This is a genomic window from Corynebacterium sp. HMSC074A01 (assembly GCF_001831515.1).
In the GTDB taxonomy this organism is placed as follows: domain Bacteria; phylum Actinomycetota; class Actinomycetes; order Mycobacteriales; family Mycobacteriaceae; genus Corynebacterium.
The window spans coordinates 26,143-44,211 of the sequence record NZ_KV825600.1 but is presented as its reverse complement, the minus strand read 5'-3'; the positions used below and the strand labels follow the sequence as shown (position 1 = coordinate 44,211).

Annotated in this window: 14 protein-coding genes; 4 read left to right on the top strand and 10 right to left on the bottom strand. The window is 64.5% G+C overall.

Translation table 11 applies throughout. From position 1 onward, the window contains the following. Positions 1–124 precede the first annotated feature (124 nt). Both clpB and HMPREF2550_RS02460 read right to left on the bottom strand, forming a co-directional pair. A complete protein-coding gene (gene clpB, locus HMPREF2550_RS02465; protein WP_070789472.1) occupies positions 125–2,680 on the bottom strand; it encodes an ATP-dependent chaperone ClpB in 2,556 nt (851 codons plus the stop codon). 128 nt (positions 2,681–2,808) lie between these two features. Continuing rightward, on the bottom strand, positions 2,809–4,134 hold the full coding sequence (locus HMPREF2550_RS02460; protein ID WP_070789470.1) for a sodium/glutamate symporter: 1,326 nt from the start codon (positions 4,132–4,134) through the stop codon (positions 2,809–2,811). Between the two features lie 73 nt (positions 4,135–4,207). Between HMPREF2550_RS02460 and HMPREF2550_RS02455 the strand changes: the two genes are divergently transcribed. Next, a complete protein-coding gene (locus HMPREF2550_RS02455; RefSeq protein WP_070789468.1) occupies positions 4,208–5,494 on the top strand; it encodes a ferredoxin reductase domain-containing protein in 1,287 nt (428 codons plus the stop codon). Here the strand turns inward: HMPREF2550_RS02455 and HMPREF2550_RS02450 are convergent. Further along, positions 5,491–6,774 carry an HNH endonuclease signature motif containing protein gene (locus HMPREF2550_RS02450; protein WP_070789467.1) on the bottom strand — a complete coding sequence of 428 codons (1,284 nt, stop codon included), beginning with the start codon at positions 6,772–6,774 and terminating at the stop codon, positions 5,491–5,493. The genes HMPREF2550_RS02455 and HMPREF2550_RS02450 overlap by 4 nt on opposite strands. A 268-nt stretch (positions 6,775–7,042) precedes the next feature. Further along, a complete protein-coding gene (locus HMPREF2550_RS02445; RefSeq protein ID WP_070789466.1) occupies positions 7,043–7,873 on the bottom strand; it encodes a carbon-nitrogen hydrolase family protein in 831 nt (276 codons plus the stop codon). A gap of 74 nt (positions 7,874–7,947) precedes the next feature. Here HMPREF2550_RS02445 and HMPREF2550_RS11995 point away from each other — a divergent pair, with 74 nt between their 5' ends. The 3 genes from HMPREF2550_RS11995 to HMPREF2550_RS02435 are packed head-to-tail and all read left to right on the top strand — an operon-like array spanning position 7,948 to position 11,168. Further along, positions 7,948–8,202 carry a hypothetical protein gene (locus tag HMPREF2550_RS11995; protein WP_070764028.1) on the top strand — a complete coding sequence of 85 codons (255 nt, stop codon included), beginning with the start codon at positions 7,948–7,950 and terminating at the stop codon, positions 8,200–8,202. Next, positions 8,195–9,355, top strand: coding sequence for an alpha/beta hydrolase (locus HMPREF2550_RS02440; RefSeq protein ID WP_083319737.1), 1,161 nt, complete (start codon positions 8,195–8,197; stop codon positions 9,353–9,355). The genes HMPREF2550_RS11995 and HMPREF2550_RS02440 overlap by 8 nt, the downstream gene beginning before the upstream one ends. A 43-nt stretch (positions 9,356–9,398) precedes the next feature. Beyond that, entirely contained in the window at positions 9,399–11,168 is a 1,770-nt protein-coding gene (locus tag HMPREF2550_RS02435; protein ID WP_070789464.1) for a pyruvate dehydrogenase, read from the top strand. Here the strand turns inward: HMPREF2550_RS02435 and HMPREF2550_RS02430 are convergent. From HMPREF2550_RS02430 to HMPREF2550_RS02405, 6 genes are all read right to left on the bottom strand, one after another. Beyond that, positions 11,165–11,566, bottom strand: a complete 402-nt coding sequence (locus HMPREF2550_RS02430) for a heat shock protein transcriptional repressor HspR (protein ID WP_070764022.1) — start codon at positions 11,564–11,566, stop codon at positions 11,165–11,167. The two genes, HMPREF2550_RS02435 and HMPREF2550_RS02430, sit on opposite strands and share 4 nt — an antisense overlap. A 12-nt stretch (positions 11,567–11,578) precedes the next feature. Continuing rightward, positions 11,579–12,766 carry a molecular chaperone DnaJ gene (dnaJ, locus tag HMPREF2550_RS02425; RefSeq protein ID WP_070764020.1) on the bottom strand — a complete coding sequence of 396 codons (1,188 nt, stop codon included), beginning with the start codon at positions 12,764–12,766 and terminating at the stop codon, positions 11,579–11,581. Between the two features lie 134 nt (positions 12,767–12,900). Beyond that, positions 12,901–13,500, bottom strand: a complete 600-nt coding sequence (gene grpE / locus HMPREF2550_RS02420) for a nucleotide exchange factor GrpE (protein ID WP_070789511.1) — start codon at positions 13,498–13,500, stop codon at positions 12,901–12,903. 20 nt (positions 13,501–13,520) lie between these two features. Beyond that, entirely contained in the window at positions 13,521–15,365 is a 1,845-nt protein-coding gene (dnaK, locus tag HMPREF2550_RS02415) for a molecular chaperone DnaK (protein ID WP_070789462.1), read from the bottom strand. Between the two features lie 191 nt (positions 15,366–15,556). Further along, positions 15,557–16,360, bottom strand: coding sequence for a hypothetical protein (locus tag HMPREF2550_RS02410; RefSeq protein WP_070789459.1), 804 nt, complete (start codon positions 16,358–16,360; stop codon positions 15,557–15,559). Positions 16,361–16,460: 100 nt separating this feature from the next. Next, a complete protein-coding gene (locus HMPREF2550_RS02405) occupies positions 16,461–17,981 on the bottom strand; it encodes an acetaldehyde dehydrogenase ExaC (protein ID WP_070789457.1) in 1,521 nt (506 codons plus the stop codon). Positions 17,982–18,069 lie beyond the last annotated feature (88 nt).

Here is an 18,069-nt window from a genome sequence, read left to right as displayed (position 1 = left end):
CGCGACCTGCGGTTTTACACTGGTACAACATGCAAACGGAGCTAGCTCCATGTAGATGAACGCCGGGCAGCCAGCCAGACGGCGGCCGGAAACGACCAACCGGCAAGCTGCCCGGACCCCGCCCCTACGCCGCGTCGACGGTGAGGTGCTCACCGCCTTCGGCGACGTCCACGTTGACGGTATCGCCGTCGCGGACGTAACCGGCGAGCAGGGCCTTCGCGAGCCGGTCGCCGATGGCCTGCTGGATCAGGCGGCGCAGCGGACGCGCACCGTAGGCCGGGTCGTAGCCGCGTTCGGCGAGCCATGCTTTCGCTGCGTCGGAGACGTGGAGCGTAAGGCGTCGAGAAGCGAGGCGATCCGCGAGCGAATCGAGCTGGATGTCCACGATGCCCACGAGCTGCTCGGCCGAGAGGGCGTCGAAGACGACCACGTCGTCGAGGCGGTTGATGAACTCGGGCTTGAAGTGGTGCTTCACCGCGTCCATGATCTGCTCGTGGCTGCCACCCGCGCCCAGGTTAGAGGTCAGGATGACCACCGTGTTGCGGAAGTCCACAGTGCGGCCCTGGCCGTCGGTCAGGCGTCCCTCATCAAGGACTTGCAGCAGGATGTCGAAAACGTCCTGGTGGGCTTTCTCGACCTCGTCGAAAAGCACGAGCGAGTACGGGCGGCGGCGGACGGCCTCGGTGAGCTGGCCGCCGGCGTCGTAACCGACATAGCCCGGAGGGGCACCGACCAGGCGGGAGACGGAGTGCTTCTCGCCGTACTCGGACATGTCGATGCGGACCATGGCCGTCTCATCGTCGAAGAGGAACTCCGAGAGTGCCTTCGCCAGCTCCGTCTTACCCACGCCCGTGGGGCCGAGGAAGAGGAAGGATCCGATCGGACGGTTCGGGTCGGCGACACCGGCGCGGGAGCGGCGAACCGCGTCCGAAACCGCGTTGACCGCGTCCTTCTGCCCGACGACGCGGCCGGCCAGGATCTCCTCCATGTGCAGGAGCTTCTCGGTCTCGCCTTGCATCATCTTGCCCGCCGGGATGCCGGTCCAGGAGGACACGACCTCGGCGATCACGTCCGGGGTAACCTCCTCAGTGAGCATGGTCTTCTGCGACTCGCTGGCGCTCGCCTCGGCGTTCGCGACCTGTGCTTCCAGCTCGGGGATCCGGCCGTAGCGCAGCTCAGAGACCTTGGCGTAGTCGCCCTCGCGCTCCGCGATCTCGGACTCGTTGCGCAGCCGCTCGAGCTCCTCCTTGGCAGACTGCACCTTGTCGATCTCGGCCTTCTCGTTGGACCAGCGCGTCTTCAGCTCGCCGAGCTTCTCCCGCTGGTCGGCCAACTCCTGGCGCAGATCCTTCAGGCGCTGCTGAGAGGCCGCGTCAGATTCCTTCTGCAGGGCGATCTCCTCGATCTCGAGACGACGGACGATGCGCTCGAGCTCGTCGATCTCCTGCGGGGAGGAGTCGATCTCCATGCGCAGGCGCGAACCGGCCTCGTCGACCAGGTCGATCGCCTTGTCCGGCAGGAAGCGGTTGGTGATGTAGCGGTTCGACAGCTCGGCCGCGGACACAAGCGCGGAATCCTGGATGCGCACGCCGTGATGCACCTCGTAGCGCTCCTTCAACCCGCGCAGGATACCGATCGTGTCCTCCACGGTCGGCTCCCCCACGTAGACCTGTTGGAAGCGGCGCTCGAGTGCGGCGTCCTTCTCAATGTGCTGGCGGTACTCGTTCAGCGTGGTGGCACCGACGAGGCGCAGCTCGCCGCGGGCCAGCATCGGCTTAATCATGTTGCCCGCGTCCATCGCGCCCTCGCCGCTGGCGCCGGCACCGACGATCGTGTGCAGCTCATCAATAAAGGTGATGATCTCGCCCTCGGCCGAGGTGATCTCATCCAGCACGGCCTTCAGCCGCTCCTCGAACTCGCCGCGGTACTTCGCGCCCGCGACCATCGAGCCCAGATCCAAAGAGAGCAGCGTCTTGCCCTTCAGCGACTCCGGGACATCGCCCGCGACGATGCGGCGGGCCAGGCCCTCCACGATCGCGGTCTTACCCACGCCGGGCTCACCAATAAGGACCGGGTTATTCTTCGTGCGGCGGCTGAGCACCTGGACCACGCGGCGGATCTCCGAGTCACGCCCGATCACCGGGTCGATCTTGCCCTCGCGGGCGCGCGCGGTTAAGTCCGTGGAGTACTTCTCCAGCGCCTGGAACTGATCCTCCGGCGCCTCGGTGGTGACCTTCTTGTTGCCGCGAACGGACTGGAAGGCGGCCTTAATCGCCTCAAAGGTGGCGCCGCGCTTGGTCAGAAGCTCTGCGGCCTCGTCCTTGCCGCGGGCGATACCGGCGAGGAGGACTTCGGTGGACACGTACTCGTCGCCAAGTTGCCCTGCCAGCTCTTGCGACGCATTGAGCGCGTTGAGCGCATCGCGGTTGAAGTTGGGGTTGGCCATATTCTGGCCCTCCGCCTTGGGGTAACCGGCGACCAGCTCGCCCGCCTCGCGCGCGACCGTGTCCGGATCAACACCGGTGGCCTTGAGCACGGGGGCGGCAATGCCGTCTTCCTGCGTAAGAATTGCCTGGAGCAGGTGCGCCGGGCGAATATCCGGGTTCCCTGCCGCGGAGGCCTTCTGCAGCGCCTGCTGGATTGCCTCCTGCGTCTTGGTGGTGGGGGTAAAGGATGCCATGGTGCATCCTCCTTTCCGTGTGCGTTCATTTATATGGTTTGTCTACCGGTTTACCCGGTCTACTCCCTATAACGCACCCGAAGTTGAGTCTGTTCCACTCAACGTGAAAAAAGTTGCGCGGGGTAGACTCAAGCCCCGCTGGATCTCGCGGCTTGCTCCTTCACTGGCACCCACTTCGAGGTAAATGCCAAGATCACCACGCCCACCGCAATGGCGAAGGAGACCCAGCCGAAGCCGGTGACAAAGCCCGCGATCACCGCAATCGGCGCGAGAATGGTCATGCCGATCTCAAAGGGCGCAAAGCCCACGTACGCCACGCCATACTCGTTGAGCGTGCCGGATTTCAGCTTCGGGTCCACCATCTTCAGCAGCGCGATACCGGTCGCCACCGCGGCAGTCGCCCAGCCCCAGCCGAAGATGCCGCGCTCCAGCCAGTGCTCGCCGAAGAACAGCGGGCCTGCCCACAGCATCCACACCACGCAGAAGATGGTGCCGAGGACGAACAGGAGCAGCAGCGCCTGCCAGTAGCCGGCGAGCGCCGCCGGGACAATCGAGGCGATGCCAAAGGCGATCATGTAGTCGGTCGCCGCGCCGGAGATCGTGGTGATCGTGTCGCGGTCCAGGTAGTTCGACTTGCCCGCCGCCTTCAGCAGCCCGCGACCGATAAGACCCACCACGAACGACATGGCGAACAGCGGGATGGACACGTTCTCCCACTGCGCCTTGATCAGGTTGTTCAGCGTGTAGGCGATGAGCACCGTGAACACGACGAACCCGCCGTGCAGCGCAAGCGGCTCAATCGAGGACGGGTTGGTAGTTGCCCGACCGATAGAGGGACGGTCATCCTCATTATCGATGTAGCCGGTGCGCAGCTCCCGCGGAAGGTCACCCTGCAGCTGGTCCGCCTTGCCCTTGCGGATGCCCCAGTTCGCCACGATCACGCCGCCCACGATGGCAACGAGCGTGCCCACCGTCGCCGAGGTAAAGCCAATCGACGAGGCGTTTTCCACCCCGATGCCCTCCAGCGAAGAACCGACCGCCGCCGCAGTGCCGAAGCCGCCGACGAAGCCGACGGGCAGCATCATGCCGAACCAGGGCTCGGTACCAAACAGCGGCGCGAACAGATACAGGCCGAGCAGGATGAACAGCCCCCACTGCCCCATGAACATCGACGTGGAATACGCCCACATGTTGCGCGCGCCCGTAGCCACAGAGCCGCCGAGCTCCATCGAGTACGCCATCGAGGCAAACACCACCGCGATCAGCAGCGTCGTGTACGTGCCAACGTGCTCCGACCAGTTGATCAGGCCAAGCACCTCTTGGCCCAGCACGAGCCCGATGAGCCCGGCGGTGATCGGTGCAGGCAGAAGCAGCGCCTGCAGCACCTTCAGCCTGTTGCGCAGCACGTTGCCCACGATGAGCAGCAACGAAATCCAGCCGATGTCGGTTAACATTGTGTAGGGCGTAAATTCCACCGCTACCCACCTTTCTCTTCACTGTTTTATCAGTCACATTACCCTGTTAATTATGAGCTCTTTCCGCACCGACGCCAACGCAGCCGCGCAGGCACTGCTTAACGACGAAACGTTGTCCCGCTCCACCCTCTGGACCCACTTCGTCGCCGAGTTCACCCAAGCGCCCGGCCTGTTCCCCGTCGGCGTGACGGAGGTGCCGCACGAAATGGTGTGCGTCCCCGCCAAGGCGCTCAGCCGCGCCGCCGGAAATGTTTCCGGGTGCGACGTCTCGCCGTGGGTCTTCGACGCTGCTCACACGTCGGCGGCAGAAGAGGCGGAAGCTCCTGAGGACGGCCCGGAGCTCGACCAGGAGGCGCTCAACGAGGCCTCGCTTACTGGCCTCCGAGCCTGGGCGCTGCAGCTGCGCCGCACTGGTTTTCCCGCCACCGAGCTGCCGCGGGCTGCGGAGATCTACATCGACGTGATCGATGAGCTGATTGGTCGCCCCCTCGGCGACGAGACAGCGGACGCAATCCGCCGCGGCGCCAACACCATGAAGGAGGCCATGGAGCAGGCGGACCTGGACGGCGTTCCCCCGGCTTCGGCGGCGCAGGTGATGGCGGTGACGGAGGCGTCGGCAAGCTCGGGGAGCCCCAGCGCCGCCGACACCCGCATCGTGCGCCTGGAAACGAGCACCCCGCTCGAGTACGCAGCCGGCCAGGTCATCCCCGTCATGCAGGCCGATCGCCAGGGCGTGTGGAACTCACTCGCGCCCGCGCTGCCGCCGAACGAGCTCGGACAGGTGGAGTTTCACGTCCGCGACGAGCTGGAGGTCGAGGTCGGCGACCACGTGACCCTCGGCACCGCCTACGGCCCGGTGCCGTTTCCCAAGGACAGCACTTCTCCGAACGAGCGCGTCCTGCTGATTGCCGACGGCACCGGCCTCGCCGCCGCCAAAGCGATGGTCTTCGAACTCATGGATCGCCCGGAGCACCCGCAGGTGGAGCTGATGATCGGCGTCGAGCACGAGGACGAGTTCTACGACCTGCAGACCTTCGCCTCACTCGCCTCCAGCGCCGCCGCCCGCGATTGGCTCACCGTAACCTGCGTGGCCGAGCAGGTCATGGACCCCGAAAGCTCGGAGGCACCCGCGGGGTGCGAGGGACTGCGCCGCGTCTGGGCTCCCCTCGAGCACCTCGCCGCGGCGACCGGCACATGGTGGGGCCGCCGCCTCATCCTCTGCGGGTCGACCGCGCGCTGCACGTTGCTGTCCGACGCGCTCCGCGAGTCTGGCGCACCGGCGCCACTGGTCATCGCGCCCGACGCCGAGCCCGACTGGTTCTGCCAGCGGCAGCTCTAGAGATCATCGAGTGCGTTGTATTCGGCAAGCGTGAGCGCGGTATCGTCGCGTTTGGGGCGCTGATAGTTCATCGAGACGTGCCTCGTCCCATCCGGGAAGACGAAGTGGTAGTCCCGCCCGTCGGCTTTGATCTCAATATACTCATCGGAAACAAGCGAATGGCACGCCGAACACAGCGGGATGAGGTTATCCAGGTCGGTGGGCCCGCCAGTAGCCCAATCATGGACGTGATGGACCTCGATGAACCTTGTGTGATTACACCCGGGTGTCGCGCATTCCCCACCCCACATGGCCATCAGCGCGTTGACCTGCCCATCCGTGGCAAGGCGCGATGCTCGCGAAGTGTTGAGAATCAGCCCGTTCTCGTCGACCGTGTTGATCCGCACCATTGCATTCGCCACGGCATGAGCCACGCTTGCCGACGCCGCGCTCCCGCCCACCGGCAGATACGCCCCACCATCAACGGTGGTGACGATGTTGACGTGCGCACCTGGCGTACGCAGGGGATTCTTCGGACGCGAGCGAACGATGTTGATCATGCCCATGAATGCAGCCAGCATCACTCTGCCGGTAGGCATGCCGAACCCCGATGAGGTCGGCATCGCGTCCAGCGCCTCATCGACAACATCACGATCGACGATGCCCTGTAAGTCGACGTCATGGTAGGCCAACTCACCGATCTTCAGCGCGGCGGCAACCTGCGCCCCCTCCATGGGACTGAGGTCGGCCCACAGACCGAAGCGGCCGTTCTTTCGCTCAGCGATGCGTACGTACGACTTCGGCTGTGCCTTCGCGGAGTCCTCATCATCGCGCTCAAGCAGCGCAAGCTCCGCCTCCAGCTGGTGGTAAGTGTAGTCGCGCGCCATATCGATAAGCAGTTGCTCATCATTCTTTGCCAGATACGGCATCAGGAGCCGGACCTTGGAGTAGTTCACCGCCCCGTCAGCAAAGGCACCGGCGAGTAGTTGATGGCGCGTGAGCTTCCGGGCAATACGCACATACTCGTGCGCGGTGGTTTGTGAAATCCCAAGGCGGCGAATGAGCCAACCTGCGGTCGTTTTCGCGCCACATTTTCGGGCAAGGCGCAAAGAGTCGAAGATTCCGATGTCGTAGAGGAGGCGGGCTTTATGGCGTGTGATGCCGCCGAAAGTTGCTTCGATTCGATCGGCAATGGCTTGCACCGCCTCCTGCTCGCTCATGTTTTCGTCCGTGATGGGCGAAGCCTCGGCCACAGAAATGGCGCTTTTGTTAGCTGTTTGAGTGTCGGTGGGAGTGGTCATGTTCGCGGTCTTCCCTTTAGGTGATGGACGTTTGAAAAGGAAGCGTAACAGGCCACCCGATCATGGCTCCCACCTGCGATAATGCGAGTTTTATAGCGAGTTATAAAAGCGCTTCTTAGACATCACAACCAGCCCTGCCACCACCATCACATGAGGGTCAAAAACTGCGCATTGCGCAGTTTTCTCAGGGCGCGTTCGAAGGTCGACCACGGAGCGAACAAACGTGCGCGAATAACTGCGCATTGCGCAGTTTTTTAAGGAAACTCCCCTACCGCATCGTCGTCGCGGCTTCGATCTCCACCACCGGCAGCGCCTTGCGCACCTTGGCGACGCGCGCGGGATCGATGTCCACGATGAGCGTTTCGGGCCCGTAGCCAGCCTCGGCAACCACAGTGCCGTCGGGCGCGGTCACCACAGAGTGGCCGATGCCGGTCGGCCCGGATTCCTCCCCTGCCTTTTCCAAGAAGTCGGGGCGCGCCTGGCCCGCTGCCGCGAGGAACACCCCGGAGTCAAGCGCGCGGGCGCGGGCAAGCAGTCGCCACTGCTCGAGCTTACCTTCGCCGTCCGCCCAGCTCGTCGGCACGACAATGACTTCGGCCCCGCGGCGTGCGAGCTCGCGGAACTGCTCGGGGAAGCGGATATCAAAGCAGACGGCCACGCCCACCTGCACCCCCTCGTGCTCGAAGAGGACGAGCTCCTCGCCGGGGCGCACGGTGTCGGACTCGCGGTAGTTAAAGGCGTCGTAGGTGTGGATCTTGTCGTAGCCTTTATGCACGCCCCCACCGGTGATCAGCGCGGTATTGAAGACACGGTGGATCGTCTTGCCGTCCACCTCGCGGGTATCCGCCGGGCGGAAGGTCCCGGCGACGATGGTGGTGCCGGTCTCCGTTGCTAGCTCGGCGAGCTGCGTTGCGAACTCCCCATCCAAGTCTTCTGCCTGCGTGTCCAGGCGGCCCTGCCCGAAGGCCTGGCTCGTCGCCTCGGGCAGCACGATCAACGTTGCACCCTCCGCGGCGGCGTCGCGGATCAGCGGGGTAACAAGCGCCACGTTGTCACGCACGGAAGGGCCGGTGGTGGTCTGGATGCACGCGAGTTTCATGCCCCAACCCTGCCATAACTTGGCCCGGCGCGCGGCCCCTTGCGCAACCATACTTCATATATTACGGTTGCGACATGACCGTTTTAGTTATTTCAGAAGAAACCGCAACCAAAGCTCGCAACTATATCCCGGAAACCAAGCACTATCCTGCAATCCCGCTCCAACCATCTCACACCGCAGCCGCATTAACAGGCGCGCACACGGAACTTACACAGGGCATCCACCACACCGTGCGCGCGCTCGCCGCCCACCTCGAATCAGTCGCGGACTTCGCCGACACCGCCTGCCGCCTCGACGCCGAACTCGCGGGGAGGCTCGAGCATGCATAGCGCGACCTACCAGCCCGCGCTCATTACGGGGCAGCTTCGGGGAGCGGTGTGGGAGCTGGGGCGGGTGCGTGGGGACGTCGAGAAGCAACTGCGCAACGCCGAAGATGCAGCACAGGCGCTGCATGCCACGGGTTTCGCTGGCTCCGCCGCCGACGCCGCGATCGCCCGGATCCACACGCAGCAGACTTCCCTGCGCAGCCACCACGCCAAACTGACCCGCATCCGCACCATCCTGAACACCGCTGCCGAGCTGCACGAACGGCTTGACCGGCTCGCCGAACTCGCCGCGAGGTACGGGCACTACCGGATCATCCTCTGGCTCAACCAGCTTTCTTTTGTGTTGGATGAGGCGGCGGGCGACGCGCTGCGCACGAATATTCCGCATCACACGATCGACGAGCTCTTCCACCACCCCGACCAGACACTCGAGGAGCTGCACGCGCACCACGCCGCCACCGTGCCAGCAGCGACGCAGCGCACGATCGCCGAGCACAGCGCGACCATCCTGGAGGCGGGCCCCGGCAGTACGACCGCCATGGTCGGCGACACCCACTCGCCGACGCGGATCATCACCATGGTCGCGGGCACGCACACCGGCAAACCGGAGGACCTGGGACGCGAGCTCGACAAGGCACAGCGCATTGCCTCCCGTACCGGAGCCGCGGTCGTCGTGTGGCAGGGCTACGGCCCGCCCGCCAACCTGCCCGACGCCGGCATCCAGACGCCGGCCCGGCGCGGCGCGGGCAACCTCTCGCGCTTTCAGGCCGCACTCGACGAACGCTTCCCCGACGCGCAGAAGACCCTCGTCGCGCACAGCTACGGCACACTCGTGCCCACCCGCGCCGCGTCCGAGGGCGGTTTGCTTGTCGACGACCTGTGGCTGGTCGGCAGCGCCGGAGTTGCAGGAACCAGCGTGGACGATCTCACGCTCGCCGGTCCGGACTCCGAGGTCTACGTGGTTGACTCGCCCGAGGACATCATCCTCGCGCTGCGCTCCGGACCGACCGCCGCGCTCGGTGCTTCGCCCTCGCACCCGGGCTACGGTGCCACCGCCGTGGAGGGCGTGACCGGCAGCCATACCGACTACTTCACAGACCCTGCGTTCCTGTCTGCCCTCGCACAAGGCGCACACGACGCGCCAGAAGATAGGTAGCATTTATGGGGCATCAGTGACCTATCACCAAAGGAAAGGTTCTATGGCTGAAAATTTTGCACAAGCGTTAGTCTCAAAACTCGAAACACTCGGTATTAAGCGCATCTACGGGCTGGTGGGCGACTCGCTCAACCCGCTGTCTGATGCCGTGCGCCAGAGCGACATCGAATGGGTCCACGTGCGCAACGAGGAGGCGGCCGCCTTCGCCGCCGGTGCGGACGCGTTGGCCCAAGATGAGCTCGCCGTCTGCGGCGCGTCCTGCGGGCCCGGCAACACCCACTTCGTCCAAGGCCTGTTCGAGGCACACCGCAACGGCTCGAAGCTTTTGGCCATCGCCTCGCACATCCCCACCGTGGAGATCGGCTCCTCCTTCTTCCAGGAGACCCATCCGGAGCTGCTCTTCCAGGAGTGCTCCTCCTACTGCGAGGTCGTCCACAACCCGGAGCAGGGCATGCGTGTGTTCCACAACGCCGTGCAGAACACCCTGGCCGGTCACGGCGTCTCTGTGATGGTCGTGCCGGGCGATGTCTTCGCCGCGGACGCCCCGGAGGGTCCCTTGAGCGCCGACTCCGTCTACGCCACGGGCAAGCACAAGCGCGTTTACCCGGACCCGCACGAGGCGGCCCGCCTGGTCGAGGCGATCAACAAGGCCGACAAGGTCACGCTGTTCTGCGGCTATGGCGCGCGCGATGCTCGCGAGGAAGTCTTCGCGCTAGCGGAGAAGATCAAGGCGCCGGTCGGCCACTCCTTCCGCGGCAAGATGTACTTCGAGTACGACAACCCCTTCGACGTGGGCATGTCCGGGCTGCTCGGCTACGGTGCCTGCCTCGACGCGATGGAAGAATCCGACCTATTCATCATGGTGGGCACGGACTTCCCCTACACCGACTGGCTGCCGGATGAGAACGTCGCGCAGATCGACATCAACGGCGCCCACATCGGCCGCCGCACCAAGGTGGACTACCCGGTCGTCGGTGACGTGCAGAGCGTGATCGAGAACATCCTCCCCCACGTCGAAGAAAAGACGGATCGCGCTTTCCTGGACAAGATGCTCAAGCGCCACTACCAGCTGCTGGAGCACGTAGTAAAGAGCTACACGGAAGAGGCCTTCGAATCGAAGAAGCCGATTCACCCCGAACTGGCGGCCTCCGTGCTGGACAAGCTTGCCGACGATGACGCCTACTTCACCGTGGACACCGGCATGTGCAACGTGTGGTCCTCGCGCTACCTCACCCCTAACGGCAAGCGCGATGAGGCAGCCTCCTTCCTCCACGGCACCATGGCCAACGCACTGCCCATGGCCATTGGCGTGCAAGCTGCGCAGCCGGATCGCCAGGTCATCTCCTGGTCGGGCGACGGCGGGCTCGGCATGCTCATGGGCGAGCTGCTCACCATCAAGCTGCACCAGCTGCCGGTGAAGGTCATCTGCTTCAACAACTCCTCGCTCGGCATGGTCAAGCTGGAGATGATGGTCGCCGGCATGCCCTACTTCGGCACCGACCACGAAGAGGTCAACTACGCCGAGATCGCCAAGGGCGCAGGCATCAAGTCCTTCCGCATCGAAGAACCCGAGGACCTCGAGCCCAAGCTCAAGGAGGCCCTGGCTTACGACGGGCCCGTGGTCGTAGACATCGTCACCGACCCCGAGGCGCTGTCCCTGCCGCCGGGCATCACCTGGGACATGATGAAGGGCTTTACCAAGTCGGGCGCCCGCACCGCCTTTTTGGAAGGCGGCGTCGGACACCTCTTCAACTTGGCAAAGTCCAACCTGCGCCACATCGGCGGCGCTGCGGCGATCGAGTTCGGCGGCTAGCGCCGGCGGCGTCGAGAAGCGGCGGGCTCCCACATCGCCACCGCGGTCGAGCGCGGCACGTGGACCAGCTCGCCGCCGCGGGGCCGCGACTCGAGGCGCCTGCGCAGCTGGGCGTTTTCCTCGTGCTTCGCGGCGAGCTCCTCCTGCAGGTCATCGATCTGTTCGGTGAGCTCGATGATCGTCTTGATGCCGGCCAGGTTCACGCCGTCCTCCTGGGACAGCTGCTGGATCCGGCGCAGCAGCGAGATGTCGCGGCGCGAGTAGCGACGCCCGCCGCCACTCGTGCGCATCGGCGTGACCAGGCCCATCCGGTCGTAGGTGCGCAGCGTCTGGGCGTGCATGCCGGTCAGCTCCGCGGCCACGGAGATCACAAAGTACTGTTCTGTCTCCTTCGCCATTTCCACCACCTCCTACTGGTTGCCGGCCCACCCGGCGCGCGGGTCGAAGCCGGAGTCCCGCTCGGCCTGGTGGTAGGCGCGCAACGCGCTGGTGGCGGCCGCATCCAGGTCCTTCGGCACCGCCACTTCGACGGTGACGAGCAGGTCGCCTGCCTGACCGGACTTGCGCGGCACGCCGCGACCCTTCACGCGCAGGGTGCGCCCGTTCGGGGTGCCCGCCGGGATCTTCACGCGCACGCGTTTCTCCAGCGTCGGCACGGTCACGGTGCCGCCCAGGGCGAGCTCGCCGAAGGAGACCGGGACGGTGACCTCGAGGTCGTCGCCGGAGCGGGTAAAGACCGCGTCCTCGCGCACGTGGACGTGCACGAACAGGTCGCCGGCCGGGGTGCCGTTCGGCCCGGCCTCGCCCTGTCCTGCCAGGCGCACCTTCTGCCCGTCGATCACGCCAGCGGGGATCCGCACCGTGATGCTGCGGGTGCGGCGCACGGTGCCGGTGCCGTGGCAGGTGGTGCAGGGATCCTCGATAATCTCGCCGGTGCCCTGGCACTCGCTGCACGGGCGCGCCATGCCGAAGGCACCGCTGTTCTCCCGCACGTAGCCCGAACCGGAGCAGGTGCCGCACCGGTGCGTCTTCCCGTCCTTGGAGCCAGAGCCGTGGCAGGTGGTACACGGGGCCTCGCCGGTGAGCTCCACCGGGAAGGTCGTGCCCTTGGCCGCCTCGCGGAAGTCGAGCGTTATTTCCGTTTCGACGTCCGCCCCCCGCGACGGCCGAGCGTTCCTGCCAGCAGCGCCGCCGCGGTTAAAGAGGCCACCGAAGAGATCACCAAGGCCGCCGTCTCCAGCTTGTCCAGCACCGGGGTGTCCGAAGACGTCGGAGAAGTCGGAGAAGTCTGTTTGCGTCGTGCGAAACCCACCCGGAAACCCGGAACCACCTCCCCCGAAGCGGCCGAAGCCGCCGGAGCCCATCATGGACTTGAACTGGTCGTACTCCTTGCGCTCCTGCTCGTTGCCAAGCACGTCGTACGCTTCAGCCACCCGCTTAAACTTCTCCTCCGCGGCCTTGTTGCCGGGGTTGGAGTCGGGATGGTTTTCGCGTGCGAGCTTGCGGTACGCCTTCTTAATGTCCGCCGCCGAGGCGCTCGAGGACACTCCGAGATCTCCGTAGTAGTCCTTGTTTGCCCATTCCTGTTGCATAGCCATCTCGCACCCTCCTTTCACACAACTGTAGTGCGATGTACGTAGCTAAATTTTGTTTCGTTTTATAAAAATGGCCGGGGAAGAGTCCGCGTGGCTTTCGCTTCCTCGTTCCCCGGCCGGGTGCCTAAAGCTGGGCCCTAGGCTTCGTCGTCCGCCGCAGCGGATTCAGCAGGATCCGCGATGATCACCATCGCGTTGCGGATCAGCTTGTCGCCGACCGCGTACCCCTTGCGGAGCACGCTGCCGATGACCTGCTCACCGCCCGAGGACAGATCCTGGACCGCCTCGTGGATCTCCGGGTTGAAGGCCTCGCCCTCAGCGCCGAAGGCTTCGACCTTCTGGCCAGCCAACACGCCGCGGAGCTTGTCCGCGAAGGCCTTCAGCGGGCCCTCCTTCAGGTCGCCGTGCTGTTCGGCCAGGTCAAGGTCGTCGAGAAGCGGCAGCAGCTCGCCTGCGAACTTTGCCTTCGCGTGCTCGGCGATCTGGCCGCGCTCGCGCTCGGTACGGCGACGGTAATTCGCGTACTCCGCGCTCACGCGCTGCAGGTCCTCGGTGCGCTCCGCGAGCTGCTTCTCGACGTCGCTCTCACCCTCGTCCTCAGCAACCGCGGCCTCGATGTCGGAAAGCTCTTCATCGATGCTGGCTGCGGCTTCCGCCTCCTGCGGGGTGACGGCTTCCTCGTCGGTGTTCTCCGGCGCGCCTGGATCCTCCGGCATCTCCGGGTTCGGGTTCGTCATAACCTTCACCACTTCCTGACTTACTTGTTATCGGAGTCCTTGGACTCCTCTGCGTCATCCTCAACAACCTCAGCGTCGACCACGTCGTCGTCGGTCGGCGCATCGGCCTGGGTTGCGCCCTCGTTGGCCTGTGCCTCGTAGAGCACCTTGCCCAGCTCCTGGGACTCGGTGTTCAGCTTCTCCACGGCGGACTTCACAGCCTCGAGGTCATCGCCCTTAAGCGCCTCGTCCACCGCGTCTGCGGCCTCGGTCACGCGGGTCTTCAGGTCCTCCGGCAGCTTGTCCTCGTTGTCCTCCATGAACTTGCGGGTCTGGTAGGCCGCAGACTCTGCACCGTTGCGGGTCTCCTGCTCCTCGCGGCGCTTCTTGTCCTCGTCAGCGTGCTGCTCCGCATCCTTGATCATGCGGTCGATCTCCTCCTGGGACAGGCCAGAGCCGTCCTGGATCTTGATCGTGTTCTCCTTGCCGGTGGCCTTGTCCTTCGCGGACACGGACACGATGCCGTTGGCGTCGATGTCGAAGGTGACCTCGATCTGCGGCACACCACGCGGTGCCGGAGCGATGCCTGCCAGCTCGAAGGAGCCGAGCAGCTTGTTCGCCGACGCCATCTCGCGCTCGCCCTGGAAGACCTGGATCTGCACGCTCGGCTGGTTGTCCTCAGCCGTGGTGAAGGTCTCGGAACGCTTCGTCGGGATGGTGGTGTTGCGCTCGATCAGCTTGGTCATCACGCCACCCTTGGTCTCGATGCCGAGGGAAAGCGGGGTGACGTCGAGAAGCAGCACGTCCTTGACGTCGCCGCGGAGCACGCCAGCCTGCAGGGCAGCGCCCAGAGCCACGACCTCGTCCGGGTTGACGGACTTGTTCGGCTCCTTGCCGGTCATCTCCTTGACCAGGTCGGTCACGGCCGGCATACGGGTGGAGCCACCGACCAGCACGACGTGGTTGATGTCGCCCAGCGAGAGGCCAGCGTCCTTGATTACCTGGTTGAACGGCGTCTTGGTGCGGTCCAGCAGATCGGAGGTGATCTTCTGGAACTCGGTGCGCGACAGGGTCTCATCCAGGAAGAGCGGGTTCTTCTCGGAGTCAACGGTGATGTACGGCAGGTTGATGGAGGCCTGCTGGGAAGACGACAGCTCAATCTTCGCCTTCTCCGCCGCCTCGCGCAGACGCTGCATCGCCATCTTGTCCTTGGACAGGTCCACGCCCTGTGCGGACTTGAACTTGTCTACCAGCCACTCGACGATGCGGTTATCCCAGTCATCGCCGCCCAGCTCGTTGTCACCAGCGGTAGCCAGTACCTCGACCACGCCGTCGCCGATCTCCAGCAGGGAGACGTCGAAGGTGCCGCCGCCCAGGTCGAAGACCAGGATGGTCTGCTCAGAGTCGTTCTTCTCCAGGCCGTAGGCCAGTGCGGCCGCGGTCGGCTCGTTCACAATACGCAGGACGTTCAGGCCTGCGATCTGGCCGGCCTCCTTGGTGGCCTGGCGCTGCGCGTCCTCGAAGTACGCCGGGACGGTAATAACCGCGTCGGTCACCTCGTCGCCCAGGTAAGCCTCCGCGTCGCGCTTCAGCTTCTGCAGCGTACGAGCGGAAATCTCCTGCGGGGTGTAGTCCTTGTCATCAATGTTGACGGTCCAGTCCTCGCCCATGTGGCGCTTGACGGAGCGGATGGTGCGGTCAACGTTGGTCACCGCCTGGTTCTTCGCGGACTGACCGACGAGCACCTCGCCGTTCTTCGCAAAAGCGACGACGGACGGGGTCGTGCGGGAGCCCTCCGCGTTTGCAATAACAACCGGCTCGCCGCCCTCAAGGACGGAGACAACCGAGTTCGTCGTACCGAGGTCAATACCTACTGCGCGTGCCATGTTCTTTTCCTCCTGTGTATCTGGGGTTTATCAGTAAGTTGATGTGCTGTGACTCAACTTCACGGCAACCACTGTAACAGATGATCCACCGGAGTTGAGCCTGTCGCACTCAATCCCTACAACGGCACATGCCCCAAAGTTGTTCCCACTCGGCTCAACTTTCTTTGTTCGAGCAGGTCACAGGCAGGAAATTAGTTGAGTTGGCGCTGGAATTGGGCCAACGCATCGTCGATAAGCGGGCGCGCAGCGTAGCCCAAACCGACGAGCGCGAAGAGCGCGACGATGGCGCCCGCAATGCCGAGCCCGGTGGCCTGGCTCGACGTCATCGAGCTGGCCGGCAGCACCGAGCTGGAGCGCGTCTTGCCCTCGGCGCAGTCGGAGAACGCCTTGAAGTAGGACACGACCGGGCCGGCGAACTCTGGCGCGTGGGTCTTGGCCGCGTCGATGATCCCGTCGCGGAACTCTACGAAGCTCGTGCCGAAGAGAACGCCGCCGGCAGTGCCGCCGACCACGGGTCCGAAGTCCACGCCGTACAGCGGGCCGAGCTCGTGCGCCTTCTCCGGGGTGATCGTGATCTTCTGCTCGGTGATCACGTCGTTCTTCGACGCGTTGAGAAAGCCAACCATGCGCCAGTACTTATCTTTCTGCTTGCCCAGCGCGAGCGCGGCCTGCGCGTCGGAGACCTTCCGATCCGCGGGCACCGGCAGGTCACTCGCGCTCTTGACGTCCTTGCGCTGGCCATACTCCCACACCGTCTTGGCCTGGGCTTTCGCCTCGTCGCCCTCGAAGCTGTCACGGACCTGCTCACCCAGCCGGGCAAACAGCACCGAGTAGGCACCGTTGACCCGCTCGGTGTCCTTATCCGTAAAGGTGATGGTGCACTGGTTGTTCTCGGCGTCGTACCTGGTCTCGTAGGCCTGGGCGACTGGAGCAGCAACCGCGGAGGCGGCAAGGCAGGTGGTAAGGGCTGCGGCGGCGACGTGCGTGTTTTTCACTTGTATAACTCTTTTCTTTTATGCGGGAAGGAAGACAGCGGGCCCCGCCGATTCGCGCGCGAGGTACGCAAAAGCGGCGGGGCACTGGAGTGGAACGGCGCTAGAACAGGCCGGTCTCGTTCTCGTCGTAGGAGACGAGCAGGTTCTTGGTCTGCTGGTAGTGGTTCAGCATCATCAGGTGGTTCTCGCGGCCAATACCGGACTGCTTGTAGCCACCAAAAGCCGCGTGGGCGGGGTACGAGTGGTACTGGTTCACCCACACGCGGCCCGCCTGGATTGCGCGGCCCGCGCGGTAGATCGTGTTCTGGTTGCGCGACCACACACCCGCGCCCAGGCCGTAAATCGTGTCGTTGGCAATGCGGATCGCGTCATCGAAGTCCTTGAACGTGGTCACCGACATCACCGGACCGAAGATCTCGTCCTGGAAGATCTTCATGTCGTTGGTGCCCTTGAACACGGTCGGCTCAATGTAGAAGCCGTTCTCCAGGCCCTCAAGCTTGTTCACGCCACCGCCAGTGAGCGTCTCCGCGCCCTCCTTCGGGCCGAGCTCCAGGTAGCTGACAATCTTATCCATCTGCTCCTTTGAGGCCTGCGCACCCATCTGGACCTCCGAGTCCAAGGGGTTGCCCACCTTGATCTGCTTGACACGTTCCACGCCGAGCTCAAGAAACTCATCGGCGATCGACTCGTGGACCAGGGCACGAGACGGGCAGGTGCAGACCTCGCCCTGATTCAGCGCGAACATCGCAAAGCCCTCGATGGCCTTCTGCTTGAAGTTATCGTCGCGAGCGAAGATGTCCTCGAAGTACAGCGACGGCGACTTGCCGCCCAGCTCGAGCGTGACCGGGATGACCTTGTCCGCGGCCGCCTTGTTGATGATCTTGCCCACCTGCGTCGAGCCGGTAAACGCGATCTTGGCGATACGGTCGGAACCACTCAGCGCCGCACCCGCCTCATCGCCGAAGCCGTTGACCACGTTGACCACGCCGTCCGGGATCAGATCCCCGATCAGGTCAAGCAGGTACAGGATGGAGGCCGGGGTCTGCTCCGCGGGTTTAAGCACCACGGCGTTGCCCGCAGCCAGTGCCGGAGCAAGCTTCCACACCGCCATGAGCAGCGGGAAGTTCCACGGAATGATCTGACCGACAACGCCGAGCGGCTCGTTGAAGTGGTAGGCCACCATATTGTCGTCGATCTGGCTCAGACGGCCTTCCTGTGCGCGGATCGCGCCCGCGAAGTAGCGGAAGTGATCAATAGCCAGCGGGATGTCGGCGGCGAGCGTCTCGCGCACGGCCTTGCCGTTCTCCCAGGTCTCAGCCACCGCGATGTCCTCGAGGTGCTCCTCCATCCGGTCCGCGATGCGGTGCAGCATCAGCGCACGCTCCGCCGGCGAAGTCTTGCCAAACGCGGGTGCCGCCTTATGCGCCGCGTCCAGCGCCAGGTTGATGTCCGCCTCCTTGCCGCGCGCCACGCGGCAGAAGGTCTCGCCGGTCACCGGGGTGATGTTGTCGAAGTACTCGCCGTCCACCGGCGCGACCCAGTCGCCACCGATGTAGTTGTCGTACTGCTCGCGGAACTTCACGGTCGAACCGGCGGTGCCGGGGTTAGGGTAGACAGTCACTTCGCTGTTTCCTTTCGTTACTTAGGGGCGCAGTGTGACCCACACTACACGCATTCTGGAACGAGAGCTAGGGCATAGCGCTTATCGA